A 15,690-nucleotide genomic window follows, 5' to 3' on the forward strand; every position below is an offset into this window, starting at 1 on the left:
AAAACGGCATCCCTGGGATGCCGTTTTTCATTAAGCGGTGAATCTACCGACGCTATCGCGAGAGCGCAGGGCTGCCAGCGTAGAGGTCAGTACGCTCGGCAACTGATCACTTGCGCGCCTCCTCCCACGACTTGAGCAGCTCGTTGTAGCTGACCGTCTCGCCCTTCGGCTTCTCGTTGGCCAGCTTGGGTTTCGGCGCGCCCGGCTGGTCGAACCAGTACTGCGCATCACGCTCTGGGTTGAGCTTGGGCGCACAGGTGGCCTGGGCGTTGGAACGCTGCAACCGCTCCATCATGCGGTCCTGGTCACGGGCCAGGCCGTCGAGGGCTTCCTGCGGAGTCTTCTCGCCACTGGCCACCTCGGCGATATGACTCCACCACAGCTGCGCCAGGCGCGGGTAGTCAGGCACGTTGGTGCCGGTCGGGGTCCACTGCACCCGGGCCGGGCTGCGGTAGAACTCCACCAGCCCACCCAGCTTGGGCGCCATCTCGGTCATGGCCTGGGAGTTGATGTCCGACTCGCGGATCGGCGTAAGACCGACAATGGTCTTCTTCAACGACACGGTTTTCGAGGTCACGAACTGTGCGTACAGCCATGCCGCGAGGCGCTGCTTTTCGGGGGTGGACTTGAAGAAGGTCCAGGAACCGGTGTCCTGGTAACCCAGTTTCATGCCCTCTTCCCAATACGGCCCTTTCGGCGACGGCGCCATGCGCCACTTCGGCGTGCCATCGGCGTTGACCACTGGCAGCCCGGGCTTGACCATATCGGCGGTGAAGGCGGTGTACCAGAAGATCTGCTGGGCGATATTGCCCTGGGCCGGCACCGGGCCGGACTCGGAGAAGGTCATGCCCTGCGCTTCCTTCGGCGCATAGGCGCGCAGCCAGTCCACGTACTTCTGCGTCGCGAACACCGCTGCCGGGCCGTTGGTGTCGCCACCACGGGTGACGCTGGAGCCAACCGGGTGGCAGTCCTCAACGCGAATGCCCCACTCGTCCACCGGCAAGCCATTGGGCAGGCCTTTGTCGCCGCCACCTGCCATGGAGAACCAGGCATCGGTGAAACGCCAGCCGAGCGAAGGGTCTTTCTTGCCATAGTCCATATGGCCGTAGACACGCTTGCCATCGATCTCCTTGACGTCTTCGGTGAAGAACTTGGCAATGTCTTCATAGGCCGACCAGTTCACTGGCACACCCAGCTCGTAGCCGTACTTTTCCTTGAACTTGGCCTTCAGATCAGGGCGTTCGAACCAGTCGGCGCGGAACCAGTAAAGGTTGGCGAACTGCTGGTCAGGCAACTGGTAGACCTTGCCGTCTGGCGCGGTGGTGAAGGAGATACCGATAAAGTCTTTCAGGTCGAGCGTAGGCGAGGTGTAGTCCTTGCCTTCGTTGGCCATCAGGTCAGTGATCGACTGCACCTTGCCATAGCGAAAGTGCGTGCCGATCAGGTCGGAATCGTTGACCCAGCCGTCGTAGATGTTCTTGTCCGACTGCATCTGCGTCTGCAGCTTCTCCACCACATCGCCTTCCTGCAACAGGTCGTGGGTGAGCTGGATGCCTGTGATCTCGCTGAATGCCTTGGCCAGTACCTTGGACTCATACTCATGAGTGGTGAGGGTTTCCGACACCACGTTGATCTTCATCCCACGAAACGGCTCGGCGGCCTTGATGAACCACTTGAGTTCCGCCATCTGCTGCTCGGCACTCAGGGTGGAAGGCTTGAACTCGCTGCCGATCCATTTTTTCGCCGCGTCCTCGTACTGATCGGCCCACGCCGTGCCCTGCAGGCCGCCAAGCAGCAGCGCCGCGGCCAGAGTCAAATGTCGCCGCTTGTTGTCGTTATCGAACATTGTGATCTCCCGATTGAAATGATCCGCCGCCCCGGGCTAACCCCAGCGCAGCACCACCACGAGCCAGGCCAGCGACAGCAGCGAGGCCACCCACAGCGGCCAGTCGCTGGCGCCGATCACCGCAAGGTGCAGGTAGGCACTGGCCAGCAGGCCGATGAACAACCGGTCGCCACGACTGGTGACGAGCGGCAGAAAACCGCGCCGCTCCACACAGGGGCGACGCAGCTCGAACACAGTCATGCACGACAGCAGCACGCCGACGGCGACAAAGAACAGCGCCGTGGGCAAGGTCCAGGCCATCCACTCCATCCTTGCGCCCTCCTATACCCGGCCCAGGGCAAAGCCCTTGGCCACATGGTTGCGGACAAACCAGATCACCAGCATGCCAGGCAGGATGGTCAGCACCCCGGCGGCCGCCAGCACTCCCCAGTCGATACCCGAGGCCGACACGGTGCGGGTCATCACCGCCGCAATCGGCTTGGCGCTCACCGAGGTCAAGGTTCGCGCCAGCAGCAGCTCGACCCACGAGAACATGAAGCAGAAGAAGGCTGTCACGCCGATCCCGGAGCCGATCAGCGGCACGAAGATCTTCACGAAGAAACGCGGGAAGCTGTAACCATCGATGTAGGCGGTTTCGTCGATCTCTTTTGGCACCCCCGACATGAACCCCTCCAGGATCCACACCGCCAGCGGCACGTTGAACAAGCAGTGGGCCAGGGCCACGGCAATGTGCGTGTCGAACAGGCCGATGGACGAATACAGCTGGAAGAACGGCAGCAGGAACACCGCCGGTGGCGCCATGCGGTTGGTCAGCAGCCAGAAGAACAGGTGGCGATCACCGAGAAAACGATAACGCGAGAACGCATACGCCGCTGGCAAGGCCACCGCCAGAGAGATCACCGTGTTCAGGCACACGTAGTACAACGAGTTGAGGTAGCCGCTGTACCAGCTCGGATCGGTGAAAATGACCCGATAGTTGTCGAAGGTGAACGCCTGAGGCCACAGGGTCAGCCCGCCAAGGATCTCCGTATTGCTCTTGAACGACATGTTCAACAGCCAGTAGATCGGCACCAGCAGGAAGAAGAAGTACAGCAGCAACGGCACCGCTTTGCGCAAGGTCATGGCCTACTCCTTGTCGGCGTGGGTCATGGCGGTATAGAACAGCCACGACACAAGCAGGATGATCAGGAAGTACACCAGCGAGAACGCCGCCGCCGGCCCCAGGTCGAACTGCCCGACCGCCATGCGCGTGAGGGTCTGGCTGAGGAACGTGGTGGCATTGCCCGGCCCGCCGCCCGTGAGCACGAAAGGCTCGGTATAGATCATGAAGCTGTCCATGAAGCGCAGCATCACCGCGATCAGCAGCACGCTCTTGAGCTTCGGCAGCTGGATATGGCGAAACACCGCCCAACCCGAGGCGCGGTCGATGCGCGCAGCCTGGTAGTACACGTCGGGAATGGCGCGCAATCCCGAGTAGCACAGCAGCGCCACCAGCGAGGTCCAGTGCCAGACATCCATCACCAGCACCGTGACCCAGGCATCCAGCGGATCGCCCGCATAGTTGTAGCTGACCCCAAGCTTGGCCAAGGTAGCCCCAAGCAGCCCGATATCGGCGCGGCCGAAGATCTGCCAGATGGTGCCGACCACGTTCCACGGGATCAGCAGTGGAATGGCCATGATGATCAGGCACACCGAGGCCATGCGCCCCTTGGTCGGCATGGTCAGGGCGATGGCGATGCCCAGCGGGATCTCGATCAGCAGCACGCAGCCCGAATAGATGAACTGACGCAACAGCGCATCGTGCAATGCGGGGTCTCGCAACACCTGGCGGTACCAGTCGGCACCGACGAAGTAGCGGTTGGAGGCGTCGAAGATGTCCTGCACCGAATAGTTGACCACCGTCATCATCGGCACCACGGCGCTGAAGGCCACCAGCAGGAACACCGGCAGCACCAGCCACCATGCCTTGTTGTTCGGCACCTTGTTCATGGCGCGGCCTCCAGCAGCAGGTCATCGACATAGAGCATCAGCCATTGCGCCGGCAGGCTGACCCAGGCGCGCCCTTCAGGCAGGGGACGGTCCTCGCCCATGCGAGCCTTGAGGGTGACGCCCGCCAGCTCCAGGGTGAGGATGCGGTAGGTGCCCAGGTCTTCTACATCCAGGACCTGGGCCTCGAAGGCATCATCGATCGGTCGGTCCCAGACCTGCACGAACTCCGGACGAATCCCCACCTGCAGGCGCTCGCCCGGCTGCTCGGCCAGGCGCTCGCGCAGGCCATCCGGCAACGGCAGGTGCAGACCGCCGAAACTCACGCCATCGGCTTCGGCACGCACCTCGATCAGATTCATCCCGGGGCTGCCGATGAAGTAGCCCACGAAGGTGTGGCGCGGGCGCTCGAACAATTCGCGCGGGGTGCCGAACTGGACAATGCGCCCACCGTGCATCACCGCGATCTTGTCGGCGAAGGTCGAGGCCTCCAGCTGATCGTGGGTGACATAGATCATGGTGATGTTGAACTGCTCGTGAATCTGCTTGAGCTTGCGCCGCAGCTTCCATTTCAAGTGCGGATCGATCACCGTCAGCGGCTCGTCGAAAAGGATCGCCGACACATCGTCGCGCACCAGGCCGCGGCCCATCGAGACCTTCTGCTTTTCGTCAGCGCTCAGGTTGCGCGCCTTTTTCTTCAGCACCGGCCCCAGGTCGAGCACCTCGGCGATCTCTTCGACGCGCGCCTTCACCCGCCGCTCGTCCAGGCCCTGGTTACGCAGGGGGAAGGCCAGGTTGTCGAACACGCTCATGGTGTCGTACACCACCGGGAACTGGAACACCTGGGCAATGTTGCGCTGCTGCGGCGACAGCGCATTGACCGGCTGACCGTCGAACTGCACCTCTCCCTGGGACGGACTGAGCAGGCCGGAAATGATGTTGAGCAAGGTCGACTTGCCGCAGCCGGAAGGCCCGAGCAAGGCGTAGGCCCCGCCCTGCTCCCAGACGTGCTCGAGCTCGTGCAAGGCATAGTCGGCAGCGCTGGCGGGCTGACGGCTGTAGCTGTGGGCCAGGCGATGCAAGCGGATCTCGGCCATCAGCGGCGCCTCCCCTGGCGCAGGCCAGGGGCCTGTACCAATTGACCGGTGCTGTCGAAGACGAACAGCTTGTGGGTGGGGATGAACACCGGAACCTGGGTGTCCACCTGATATTCGTGCACACCCGGCAGGTGCAGGATCATCCGCCAGTGCTCGTTGCGCACATGCAGGAAGGTCTCCGAGCCGCTGATTTCAGCCAGCTCGACCAGCACGGTCAGCTCGAGGTCGTCGTCATGGGACGGCACCAGGGTGATGTGGCTGGGGCGTACACCGAAGCGGTAGTCGCCATCGGCCAGGGCGCGCAGATCGTCGGTACGGGCGAAGTGCACCGCACCGGCCAGGCTCACCTCGTTGCCCGCGACCCGCCCGCTGACCAGGTTGATCGGCGGCTCCGAGAACAACTCGGCGGCCAGCACGTTGCAGGGTTTGTGATAGACCTCGGCGGTGGGGCCGCTTTGAAGGAGCCGCCCTTCATGAAGGATGGTGGTGGTGCCACCCAGGGCCAAGGCTTCGTTCGGCTCGGTGGTGGCATACACAGCGATGCAGTTGCGCTCGGCGAACAGCGCGCGCAGCTCCTGGCGCAGCCCTTCACGCAGCTTGTAGTCGAGGTTGACCAGCGGCTCGTCGAAGAGGATCAGCGAAGCGTCCTTGACCAACGCACGGGCCATCGCCGTGCGCTGCTGCTGCCCCCCGGAAAGCTCCAGCGGCAGGCGCTGCAGGTAGGCTTCGATGCGCAGCATCTCGGCCGTCTGGTGCACCCGCTGGCGGATCTGCGCCTCCGGCAGGCGCGCCTGGCGCAGCGGTGAGGCGATGTTCTCGAACACGCTGAGGGTGGGGTAATTGATGAACTGCTGGTAGACCATCGACACATTGCGTTCACGCACCGGGCGCCCGGTGACGTCCTCGCCATCCATCAGCACCCGCCCGCTGTCCGGGCGATCCAGGCCGGCCATCAGACGCATCAGGCTGGTCTTGCCAGACAGGGTACGGCCAAGCAGCACGTTGAACGAGCCCGGCTCGAAACGCAGACTGGCCTCGGCGATCCAGGCCTGGTTATCGACGTGGCGGCTGACCTGCTCCAGCACCAGGGTCATGGCGTAGCCTTCTTGTGATTGTTGTCCGCCGAACTGAGCCAGAACCGTGCCAGAAACAGCCGAACGCTCTGGCACCGGCTCTACGCAGCAGCACCCTGTTCGCCTGCGAACACAAATGAACAGTTTCGCTGGACAGTTGAACAATCACGGCATTGACAATGAACAGTTGTGAACGACACTCAAGGGCGGTCGCCGACAACAACAATCACACAGGGACAGGCCCATGGCCGCTGACACCCCGACCCACGCCCACCTGATCCAGGCCTCCTGGGCCCGCTGCCGCGAATACGGCCTGCAACCGCACAGCGCGCCGGATTTCGACTGCCTGACCGGCGCACAACTGAACGAACTGCTCGAGCATCGTCAGGCCCTGCTGCAACTGACCCGCGACGCAGTACTGCCGCAGTACACACACCTGCTGGGCAACTCCAGCTACCTGGTGATGCTCGCCGATGCCGGCGGCTGCCTGCTCGATGCCTGGGGGACGCGGCGCTTCGTCGAGCCGCGCCAGCAGCACGGTTTCACCCCAGGCGCGCACTGGCAGGAACGCGGCGTGGGCACCAATGCGCTGGGCACGGCATTGGCCTGCGGTGAGGCCATCCATGTCGGCCAGGACGAACATTTCCTGCGCCAGAACCGCTACATGGCCAGCGCCGCCGCGCCCTTGTTCGATGCCGAGCGTCGGCTGGTGGGCGTACTGGATGTCTCAAGCGATGGCTACCTGCCCGTCGCCCAGACCCTCGGCCTGGTGCGCATGATGGGCCAGAGCCTGGAGAATCGCCTGATTCTCGCCGCCCACAGCGACCGGCACGGGCAACTGCTGTTCAATACCGCACCCGACAACCTCGACAGCCCCTGGGCCGGCTTGCTGCTGTTCGACGAGCATGGGCGAGTGCTGGCCGCCAATCATCGCGCCGACAGCCTGCTGGGCCAGGATCCGCGGCAGTGCACGCTCGAACAGCTGTTCCAGACCTCGCTAAAACAGATTCTCGCCCACCCTCAAGAAAGCGCCTTCGCCCTGCAGGTCGCCGGTCGCCACCGTTTCCACTGCCAGTGGCGCGCACCGCATCAACCTGTGCGCAGCACACCCCCGAGCAGCGATCCTCGCGTGAGCAAGGCGCTGGCCCAGGCCGGCCTGCTGCTGGAAAAGGATATTCCAGTGCTGATCCAGGGCGAGACAGGCGTTGGCAAGGAAGTCTTCGTCAATGCCCTGCACCAAGCCAGCAGCCGCGCCGACCAGCCACTGATCGCGGTGAACTGCGCGGCGATCCCGGCAGAACTGGTGGAGTCGGAATTGTTCGGCTACGAAAAAGGCGCCTTCACCGGTGCCCACCACAAAGGCAACACCGGGCTGATCCGCAAGGCTGACGGCGGCATTCTGTTTCTCGACGAAATTGGCGACATGCCCCTGCCAACCCAAGCCCGCCTGTTGCGCGTACTGCAGTCGCGCTGCATCCAGCCGCTGGGCAGCGGTGAGCCGGTGGCGGTGGACATTCGCGTGGTCTCGGCGAGCAACCTGGACCTGGCTGCCGAAGTCCGGGCCGGGCGTTTTCGCCAAGACCTCTACTACCGCATCGCCGGGCTGGCACTGGCACTGCCCCCGCTACGCGAGCGCAGCGATCGGCGGGCGCTGATCGAGCAGGTGCATGCGCGTTACCGCGAACCCGGGCAGGTACAACGCTTGTCGCCGCGGATACTGGCGCTGCTCGAACAGCATCCCTGGCCGGGAAACCTGCGCGAGCTGGTGACCGTGATGCAGGTTGCCCTGGCGTTGGCCGGGCCTGATGCCATCGGCGAGGAGCACCTGCCAGCGGCGTTCCTGGCGGAAGCTGCGACGCCCCTGCCCACACCTGAACGGTCCGACACCGGGCAAGACCTCAACGCCCTGCTGCACGAAGCCAACGGTAATCTTTCATCGGTGGCGCGGGCGCTGGGGATCAGCCGCACGACGCTGTACAAGCGGCTGCGCTCGACGGCCGCAGGCTGAGCGGGCCTGAGCTAGGGCTCCACAGCCGATTCCGCTGCCACATCCACCATTTCAGCTGGAGCCGCTGCCGACTACCTGCCGTTCAGCAGGCTTTTCCCACTGCCGCACCGGAAAATGGACACACAGCCCACCTGTGGATGCGTGCCCAATGCAAACAACAAATACCGTCCTCATGATTCGCCCGGCGCGGTTCGCCTTCAACCCCGACACCGCCCTGAACAACCGTTTCCAGAATGCCCCCCTGGACCCTGACGCGGCCAGCAGCAAAGCCCTCGAAGAGTTCGACGGCTACGTGCAGACCTTGCGCCAGCACGGCGTCGAGGTGCTGGTGGTGCAGGACACGCCCGAACCGCACACCCCAGACTCGATCTTCCCCAACAACTGGTGGAGCAGCCATGCCGATGGCAGCCTGGTGCTCTACCCGATGGAAGGTCACAACCGTCGCCTGGAGCGTGAGAAGGGTGTGCTGCAGGTGATCGAAGAGCGTTTCGCCATCGAGCGCACCATCGACCTGAGCCCACTGGAGCAGCAGAATCTGTTCCTCGAAGGCACCGGCAGCATGGTGCTGGATCGCGAACACCGTATCAGCTACGCCTGCCATTCCGGTCGCACCCACGAACAGGCGCTGCGCCAGTTCGCCGAACACCTCGGCTACCGCCTGTGCCTGTTCCACGCCCTCGATCGCCAGCAGGCACCGATCTATCACAGCAACGTGATGATGAACGTCGGTCGCACCCTGGCCGTCGCCTGCTTAGACGCCCTGCCCCACGCCGACGAACGCCGCACCCTCGAACATTCCCTGCGCGACACCGGCAAGGAGGTGCTGGCACTAGGTTTCGACCAGTTGGAGGGCTTCGCCGGCAACATGCTCGAAGTGCACGACCGCAGCGGCCGCTCGCTGCTGGTGATGTCGCGCAACGCCTGGCGCTCGCTGGACGCCGGCCAACGCCGCCAGGTCGAGCGCCACAGTCATCCGCTGGTGGTCGACATCGACCACATCGAACGCATTGGCGGTGGCAGCGCACGCTGCATGCTCGCCGAAGTCCACCTTCCCTCGCGCCACTGAGCCCCAAAGGAGCACTCCATGACCCGCTATATCGACGTGCAAGACCTCGCCCGCCTGGTCAACCGCAAGGGCCTGCCCACCTGCCTGGCCGAGATGGCCGAATACATTCGTGGCGACTACCTGCGCTGGCACGATTTCGAGAAGTGCCCGCGCCTGGCCAACCACTCGCCCGATGGCGTGATCGAGCTGATGCCGGTGTCCGACGCCAGCCTGTACGCCTTCAAGTACGTCAACGGCCACCCCAAGAACACTCACAACGGCTTGCTCACCGTGATGGCGTTCGGTGCGCTGGGTGATGTCGACACCGGCGCCCCGGTGCTGCTCAGCGAAATGACCCTCACCACCGCTATTCGCACCGCCGCCACCTCGGCCCTGGCCGCAGGCTACCTGGCACGCAAGGACAGCCGCAGCATGGCGCTGATCGGCAACGGTTCGCAAAGCGAGTTCCAGGCCATCGCCTTCCACACCCTGCTCGGCATCGAAGAGATTCGCCTGTTCGACATCGACCGCGCCGCCTCACAGAAACTGGCGGCCAACCTGACCGGCTACCCCAAGCTCAAGCTGATCATCGCAGCGTCCGTGGCCGACGCGGTACGCGGTGCAGACATCGTCACCACGGTCACCGCCGACAAGGCCTACGCCACCATTCTCACGCCTGAAATGATCGAGCCGGGCATGCACCTCAACGCCGTGGGCGGCGACTGCCCAGGCAAGACCGAACTGCACCGCGAGATCGTCGAGCGCGCACGGGTGATCGTCGAGTACGAACCGCAGAGCCGCATCGAGGGTGAAATCCAGCAGATGCCGGCGGATTCACCGACCACCGAATTCTGGCAAGTGGTCGAAGGGATAGCTGCCGGTCGCGAGAACGCCGCGCAGGTGACCCTGTTCGACTCGGTAGGCTTTGCCCTGGAGGATTATTCGGCGCTGCGCTATGTGCTGGATGTGGCCAAGGCGCTGGATATCGGCCAGGACATTGCGCTGGTCCCCGAGCTTGAGAACCCGAAGGACCTGTTCGCCCTGCTGCAACCACAAACCGCGGCGCGCAAGGCCAGCGCAGCATGAGCACTGCGGGGGCTGTGGTGCACAGCCCCCGCAGGCTTCGATCAGTCGCTTGCCACTGCCGCCTGGACGGCACGGGCGAAGCGGTCAGCCACTTCATCGACCTGTTCGGCGCTGATGATCAGTGGCGGCAGGAAACGCACCACCGCGCCATGCCGGCCGCCCAGCTCGAGAATCAGGCCGCGCTTGAGGCACTCGCGCTGAACCTTCGGTGCCAGGGTGCGTGACGCGGCCGGGTGACCGAGGGCATCCAGCGCACCGTCCGGATCGATCAACTCGACCCCCAGCATCAAGCCTCGGCCGCGAATATCACCCAGGTGCGGATAGTCACGCTGCAGGTGTTGCAGGTGGCCGCGCAGGCGCTGGCCCATGGCGGCGGCGTGTTCGTCCAGGCGATGCTCCACCAGGTAATTGATCACCGCGGACCCGGCGGCCATGGCCATCTGGTTGCCACGGAAGGTCCCGGCGTGAGCGCCAGGCGCCCAGGTGTCGAGCCAGTCGCGGTAGACCACCACCGCCAGCGGCAGGCTGCCGCCAATGGCTTTGGACAGGGTCACCACGTCCGGCACGATACCCGCGTGCTCGAAGGCGAACATCCGCCCGGTGCGGGCGAAGCCGCTCTGGATCTCGTCGACGATCAGCGCTACCCCGACCTGCTCGGTAATACGGCGCACGCCGCGCAGCCACTCGATATCGGCCGGAATCACACCGCCCTCGCCCTGGACCACCTCAAGAATCACTGCCGCTGGCAGCTGCACCCCGGCCTCCGGGTCGAGCAGCAGGTTTTCCAGGTAATGCAGGTTGGCACGTACCCCCGCCTCGCCGCCCAGGCCGAACGGGCAGCGGTAGTCGTAGGGATAGGGCATGAACTGCACGCCGCTGTTGAGCAGCGCGCCCAAGGGCTGTTTCGGCCCCAGGCTGCCCATCAGGCTCAGCGCACCCTGAGTCATGCCGTGGTAGGCCCCCTGGAAGGCCAGCACCGTGCTGCGTCCGGTGGCGGTACGCACCAGCTTCAATGCGGCTTCCACCGCGTCGGTGCCGGTTGGCCCACAGAACTGGATCTTCGCCTCGCGACGCAGTGCCTCGGGCAGCACCGCGAACAGGTCCTGAACGAATCGATCCTTGACCGGCGTGGTCAGGTCGAGGGTGTGCAGCGGCAGCTCATCGGCCAGTACGCGCTGGATCGCTTCGACCACAACCGGGTGGTTGTGCCCCAGCGCCAGGGTGCCGGCACCGGCGAGGCAGTCGATGAACTGGCGGCCTTCGACGTCCTCGACATGGATACCACGGGCACGCTTGAGCGCCAGCGGAATGCGACGCGGGTAGCTGCGGGCATTGGATTCCTGTTGCTGCTGACGCAACAGCAAGGCTGAATCCTCGAAGCGGTACAGAGATTCCGGCGCAACGGCCGGCAGTGCCTGGGCAAGGCTGGAAGCGGTAGACATCGGCGAACCCTCGCAAGCAAGTAGGAATGCCCGCCACGTCCCTGTAACCGGATGTGTGTCGGGAAGTCATCGCTTGGGAGACGCTTGAGTGGGGTGTGGATTTAGCAGATTCGGGGGCCAATGTGGCATTTCACAGGCGCACCCGCGAAATGCCACATTGGCCGATGATCAGGCCCGAGCCTCCCGCGTCGGCACCTGCAGCCAGACCCGCAACCCATCGCTGCGGCTGTCGAAACGCAAGCTGCCCGCGCAGCGCTGGACGATCGCCTGGACAATCGCCAAGCCCAGCCCGCTGCCGACACTCTTGCTGTTGCGCCAGAAACGCTCTGTCAGGTGCTTGAGGTCCTCGTCGGCAATGCCCGGGCCATGATCGCGAACCAGGAAGCCCACCTGCCCATCGGCCATCTGCACCTCCAGCTCCACCGCCTTGTTGCCGCCATGGCGCAGGGCGTTGTCCAGCAGGTTGCGCAGCGCCGCCACCGCCAAGGGTGCGGGCATGCCCAGGTAGATGCGGGTGGCCTCTTCAGGCAGACGCACGACGATTCGCCGATTGTCACCGCCACCGGCATCCTGCACCGCCTGGCGCGCGACTTGTTCGGCACTGCACAGCACGCCATCTTCGAACGACAGGCTGCCCTCGACCCGCGCCAGCATCAGCAACTGCTCCAAGGTCCGGTGCATGCGGTCGGCGCCCTGCTCGGCGTGCTCCAGGGCCTGCTCGCGCACACTACCGTCGGTCATGCGCGCCACTTGCAGGTGGGTCTTGATGGCCGTCAGCGGACTGCGCAGTTCGTGAGCGGCATCATCGGTCAGGCGTCGCTCGCGCTCGATGGTCTGGGCGATACGCAGGAACAGCTGGTTCTGGGTTTCCAGCAAGGGTTGCAGTTCGCTGGGCATGCCCGCCACCTGCAAGGGTTCGACGCTGTCGGCGCGACGCTTGCGCAGGGCGTCACGCATGCGGTTGAGCGGCTCCAGCCCCTTGCCCAGACCAATCCACAGCAACCCCAGGCTGCCGAGCAAGGCCATCAGCACCGGTGCCGAAGCGGCCAGCAGGATCGACTGGTTGAGCGCCTCGCGTTCCTGATGGCGATCGGCCGTGGTGATCCGCACATCGCCATGGTTGTAGGTGAAGGTGCGCCATGAACTGCCGTCGATCGTCTGGTCACGGAAGCCGCTGCGCTGATCGTCCATGCTGCCATCATGCTTGTGGTTGCTGGCGAGGATCTCGCCGCGCAGGGAGCTGACCTGGCAGGCCATACCGTCCGGCACGCTGAACTGGTCGGCGGCGAAGTGCGCGTCCCGGCCCTTGGCCCCCAGCGGCTGCGGCAACTGGTCGACCAGGCCCGCGACCATCCGCGCCGAGGCCACCAGGCGCTGGTCGAGGGAGAACATCATCTGCTGGCGCAGGTCGCGCAACATCCAGGCCGCCGCCAGGATCCAGATCAGGATGAAGGCACTGCCCAGGATCAGCGACAGACGAACCCGCAGGCTCATGGTGCGGTCTCCTGCGGGGCCTGCGCCGCCCCCAGGCGATAACCCAGCCCGCGCACCGTCTCGACGATACTGTTGCCAAGCTTGCGCCGCAGGTGGTGGATATGAACGTTGAGGGCATTGCTCTCGACTTCATCGCTGAAGCCATACACGCAATCCTTGAGCTGTTCGCTGGACAGCACGCGCCCGGGGTTCTGCAGCAAGGCCTGGAGCAATGCCTGTTCGCGCCGGGACAGATCGACCGGACGACCGGCCAGGGTCGCCTCGCAACTGCTGGGGTTATAGACCAAGGGGCCGTGCTCGATGACATTCACCGCGCGCCCGGCCACCCGGCGCAGGAGTGTGTGCAGGCGCGCCGCCAGCTCACGCAGGTCGAAAGGTTTTAGCAGGTAGTCGTCGGCGCCGGCCTGCAGGCCATCGACCCGGTCGGTGACCGCATCACGGGCCGTGAGCACCAGCACGGGCAGCACCTCGCCCTGCTGGCGCAGGCGACGCAGCAGCTTGAGGCCGTCTTCGTCGGGCAACCCCAGGTCGAGGATCATCACATCGAACTGGGCCGCCTGGAGCAGTGCACGTGCCGCCGAGGCGCTGGCGACCCGATCGACTGTCAGGCCCTGGGCCGTGAGGCCGGCGCAGATGCCGCTGGCGATCAGGTCGTCGTCCTCGCAGAGCAGTACGTGCATGGGAAATCTCCGGGTAAGTGGATGCGCAGTGCAACAAAACGGGATTAAGCGCCGATTATGAACCTCACCCCGCGTTTCGTCGCCTGCGCCAGCCGTCGGTTACTCGAGTACCTCGACCGGCATGCCGACTTCAAGTCGCCCGCTGCCATCGACCGCCAGGTTCTGCCCGAACAGCACATCCCCTTCCCGCTCGCGGAAGGTCTTGAGGGTGGTCAACGGCTCCCGGTCGCCACTGCGCTCACCCGTCTGCGGATCGAGGGTGGTGAGGATGCAGCGTACGCTGGGCTTGAGCACCCGCAGGGTCATGTCGCCGATACGGATGCGCTTCCAGCCATCTTCGGCAAACGCCTCGGCACCCTCGACCACCAGGTTGGGGCGAAAACGCAGCATCTGCATTGGCCGGCCGATGCGCCGATTGAGCTCATCGAGCGAGCCCTGGCCGATCAGCAATAAAGGAAAGCCGTCGGGGAAGGCCGCGCGGTCACTGTTGAGCCCATAGCCGCTGGGCAGATAGCGTGCCCGCTGCTGCGGGCAGTGCACCAGACGTACCGCCTTGCCGAGCATCTGGCTGAGCCACGCCGCGGCCTCGTCGCCGGCGTCAGGCACGCGCAAGGTGTCGCGCCAGATGGTCACGCCGCGCAGGTCGTCATCGGCACCCGGCACCTTGACCCTCAGCGGCGCCTGCCCGGGGGTTTCCAGCAGCAGGCTCTCCCCATCGCCACAGGTGGCCGTGAGCCGCCCCAATTGCGGCCAGGCGCGCTGGGTAAGGAAGCGCCCGGTATCCTGCTCGACCACCATCCAGCGCCGGTCGCCCGACAGCCCCATGGCATCCACCTTCGACTCGCCCAGGCTCTGCGCCTGACAAGACTTCACCGGATACCGATACAACGCACTCAGAAACATCCCCGCCCGCCTCGTGCCAGTCGAAAAGCCAAGCTTATACCCACCACGCGGCGTGTGCAGGTATCAGACTGCCACGTGATCGAGCGACAGGCGCTCGCGCACCACATCCACCAGGCGGTCCGGCTGGAACTTGGAGAGGAAGTTGTCGCAGCCGACCTTCTTCACCATCGACTCGTTGAAGCTGCCCGACAGCGACGTGTGCAGCACTACGTACAGCCCGCGCAGACGTGGGTCGTTGCGGATCTCGGTGGTCAGGCGGTAACCATCCATCTCTGGCATTTCGGCATCGGTGAAGATCATCAGCAGCTTTTCGCAGACGTCTTCGCCGGCATCGGCCCAGCCCTTGAGCATGCGCAGCGCCTTCAGGCCATCACTGGCGATGTGCAGCTTCACACCCAGCTGCGACAAGGTGTCACGCAGCTGGGCCAGGGCCACGCTGGAGTCGTCCACCAGCAGCACTTCACGACCGCGGGCACGGGCCAGTACCGGGTCTTCGAGCTTGTCGCGGGAGACCTTGGCGCTGTAGGGCACGATCTCGGCCAGCACCTTCTCCACGTCGATGATCTCCACCAGTTTCTCGTCGACCTTGGTGATCGCGGTCAGGTAATGCTGGCGGCCGGCGCTGGTGGGCGGCGGCATGATAGCTTCCCAGTTCATGTTGACGATGCGATCGACCCCGCCGACCAGGAAAGCCTGTACCGAGCGATTGTACTCGGTGACGATGATGGTGCTGTCCGGCCCTGGCTGCAGCGGCCGCATGCCGATCGCCTGGGACAGGTCAATCACCGGCAGGGTCTGGCCGCGCAGGTTGACCACGCCACAGACGAAGGTGTGGCGCTGCGGCATCAGGGTCAGCTTGGGCAGTTGCAGCACCTCCTGCACCTTGAACACGTTGATCGCGAACAGCTGTCGCCCCGCCAGGCGGAACATGAGGATTTCCAGGCGGTTCTCGCCTACCAATTGCGTGCGTTGATCTACCGTGTCGAGAATGCCAGCCATTGCGCAACCCCCTGGCTCTGAGCCGGAAAAA

At 64.6% G+C, this 15,690-nt stretch carries 14 protein-coding genes; 3 read left to right on the plus strand and 11 right to left on the minus strand.

The genetic code is table 11. The annotated features are described in order from the left end of the window. Positions 1-106 precede the first annotated feature (106 nt). Genes HU729_RS13345 through HU729_RS13370 form a run of 6 tightly spaced genes read right to left on the minus strand, consistent with a single transcriptional unit; the run spans position 107 to position 6,023 of the window. The gene (locus tag HU729_RS13345) at positions 107-1,846 is read right to left on the minus strand and encodes an ABC transporter substrate-binding protein (protein WP_186669598.1); all 1,740 of its coding nucleotides are present in this window, start codon (positions 1,844-1,846) and stop codon (positions 107-109) included. Positions 1,847-1,882: 36 nt separating this feature from the next. Further along, positions 1,883-2,155 (minus strand): DUF2160 domain-containing protein, encoded by a 273-nt coding sequence (locus HU729_RS13350; RefSeq protein WP_054892396.1) that lies wholly within the window; start codon positions 2,153-2,155, stop codon positions 1,883-1,885. Between the two features lie 12 nt (positions 2,156-2,167). Further along, positions 2,168-2,968: a carbohydrate ABC transporter permease gene (locus tag HU729_RS13355; RefSeq protein ID WP_186710442.1), complete on the minus strand. Its 801-nt coding sequence runs from the start codon at positions 2,966-2,968 to the stop codon at positions 2,168-2,170. Between the two features lie 3 nt (positions 2,969-2,971). Beyond that, positions 2,972-3,835, minus strand: coding sequence for a sugar ABC transporter permease (locus HU729_RS13360; RefSeq protein WP_186669603.1), 864 nt, complete (start codon positions 3,833-3,835; stop codon positions 2,972-2,974). Then, complete coding sequence (locus tag HU729_RS13365; RefSeq protein WP_186710443.1) at positions 3,832-4,929, minus strand: ABC transporter ATP-binding protein; 1,098 nt, start codon at positions 4,927-4,929, stop codon at positions 3,832-3,834. Before HU729_RS13365 ends, HU729_RS13360 begins: the two co-directional genes overlap by 4 nt. Beyond that, entirely contained in the window at positions 4,929-6,023 is a 1,095-nt protein-coding gene (locus HU729_RS13370) for an ABC transporter ATP-binding protein (RefSeq protein WP_186669607.1), read from the minus strand. The genes HU729_RS13365 and HU729_RS13370 overlap by 1 nt, the downstream gene beginning before the upstream one ends. Positions 6,024-6,246: 223 nt before the next feature. Here HU729_RS13370 and HU729_RS13375 point away from each other — a divergent pair, with 223 nt between their 5' ends. The 3 genes from HU729_RS13375 to HU729_RS13385 all read left to right on the plus strand — a co-directional run bounded on the left by HU729_RS13375 (position 6,247) and on the right by HU729_RS13385 (position 10,141). Then, a complete protein-coding gene (locus HU729_RS13375; RefSeq protein WP_186710445.1) occupies positions 6,247-8,010 on the plus strand; it encodes a sigma-54-dependent Fis family transcriptional regulator in 1,764 nt (587 codons plus the stop codon). Between the two features lie 148 nt (positions 8,011-8,158). Then, a complete protein-coding gene (locus tag HU729_RS13380; RefSeq protein WP_186710446.1) occupies positions 8,159-9,076 on the plus strand; it encodes an arginine deiminase-related protein in 918 nt (305 codons plus the stop codon). An 18-nt stretch (positions 9,077-9,094) separates the two neighbouring features. Beyond that, on the plus strand, positions 9,095-10,141 hold the full coding sequence (locus HU729_RS13385; protein WP_186710448.1) for an ornithine cyclodeaminase: 1,047 nt from the start codon (positions 9,095-9,097) through the stop codon (positions 10,139-10,141). Positions 10,142-10,182: 41 nt separating this feature from the next. On the opposite strand, the gene HU729_RS13390 is transcribed toward HU729_RS13385, so the two are convergent. The 5 genes from HU729_RS13390 to HU729_RS13410 all read right to left on the minus strand — a co-directional run bounded on the left by HU729_RS13390 (position 10,183) and on the right by HU729_RS13410 (position 15,659). Next, positions 10,183-11,583, minus strand: a complete 1,401-nt coding sequence (locus HU729_RS13390) for an aspartate aminotransferase family protein (RefSeq protein ID WP_186710450.1) — start codon at positions 11,581-11,583, stop codon at positions 10,183-10,185. Positions 11,584-11,751: 168 nt separating this feature from the next. Next, positions 11,752-13,077: an ATP-binding protein gene (locus HU729_RS13395; RefSeq protein ID WP_186710452.1), complete on the minus strand. Its 1,326-nt coding sequence runs from the start codon at positions 13,075-13,077 to the stop codon at positions 11,752-11,754. Next, complete coding sequence (locus HU729_RS13400; RefSeq protein ID WP_186669619.1) at positions 13,074-13,757, minus strand: response regulator transcription factor; 684 nt, start codon at positions 13,755-13,757, stop codon at positions 13,074-13,076. Before HU729_RS13400 ends, HU729_RS13395 begins: the two co-directional genes overlap by 4 nt. Before the next feature lie 99 nt (positions 13,758-13,856). After that, positions 13,857-14,660 carry an MOSC domain-containing protein gene (locus HU729_RS13405; RefSeq protein WP_186669621.1) on the minus strand — a complete coding sequence of 268 codons (804 nt, stop codon included), beginning with the start codon at positions 14,658-14,660 and terminating at the stop codon, positions 13,857-13,859. Positions 14,661-14,723: 63 nt separating this feature from the next. Next, positions 14,724-15,659, minus strand: coding sequence for a chemotaxis protein CheV (locus tag HU729_RS13410; protein ID WP_186669622.1), 936 nt, complete (start codon positions 15,657-15,659; stop codon positions 14,724-14,726). Positions 15,660-15,690: the final 31 nt, after the last annotated feature.

The sequence above is a fragment of the Pseudomonas sp. RW10S2 genome, assembly GCF_014268985.1.
GTDB classification, from domain to species: domain Bacteria; phylum Pseudomonadota; class Gammaproteobacteria; order Pseudomonadales; family Pseudomonadaceae; genus Aquipseudomonas; species Aquipseudomonas wayambapalatensis.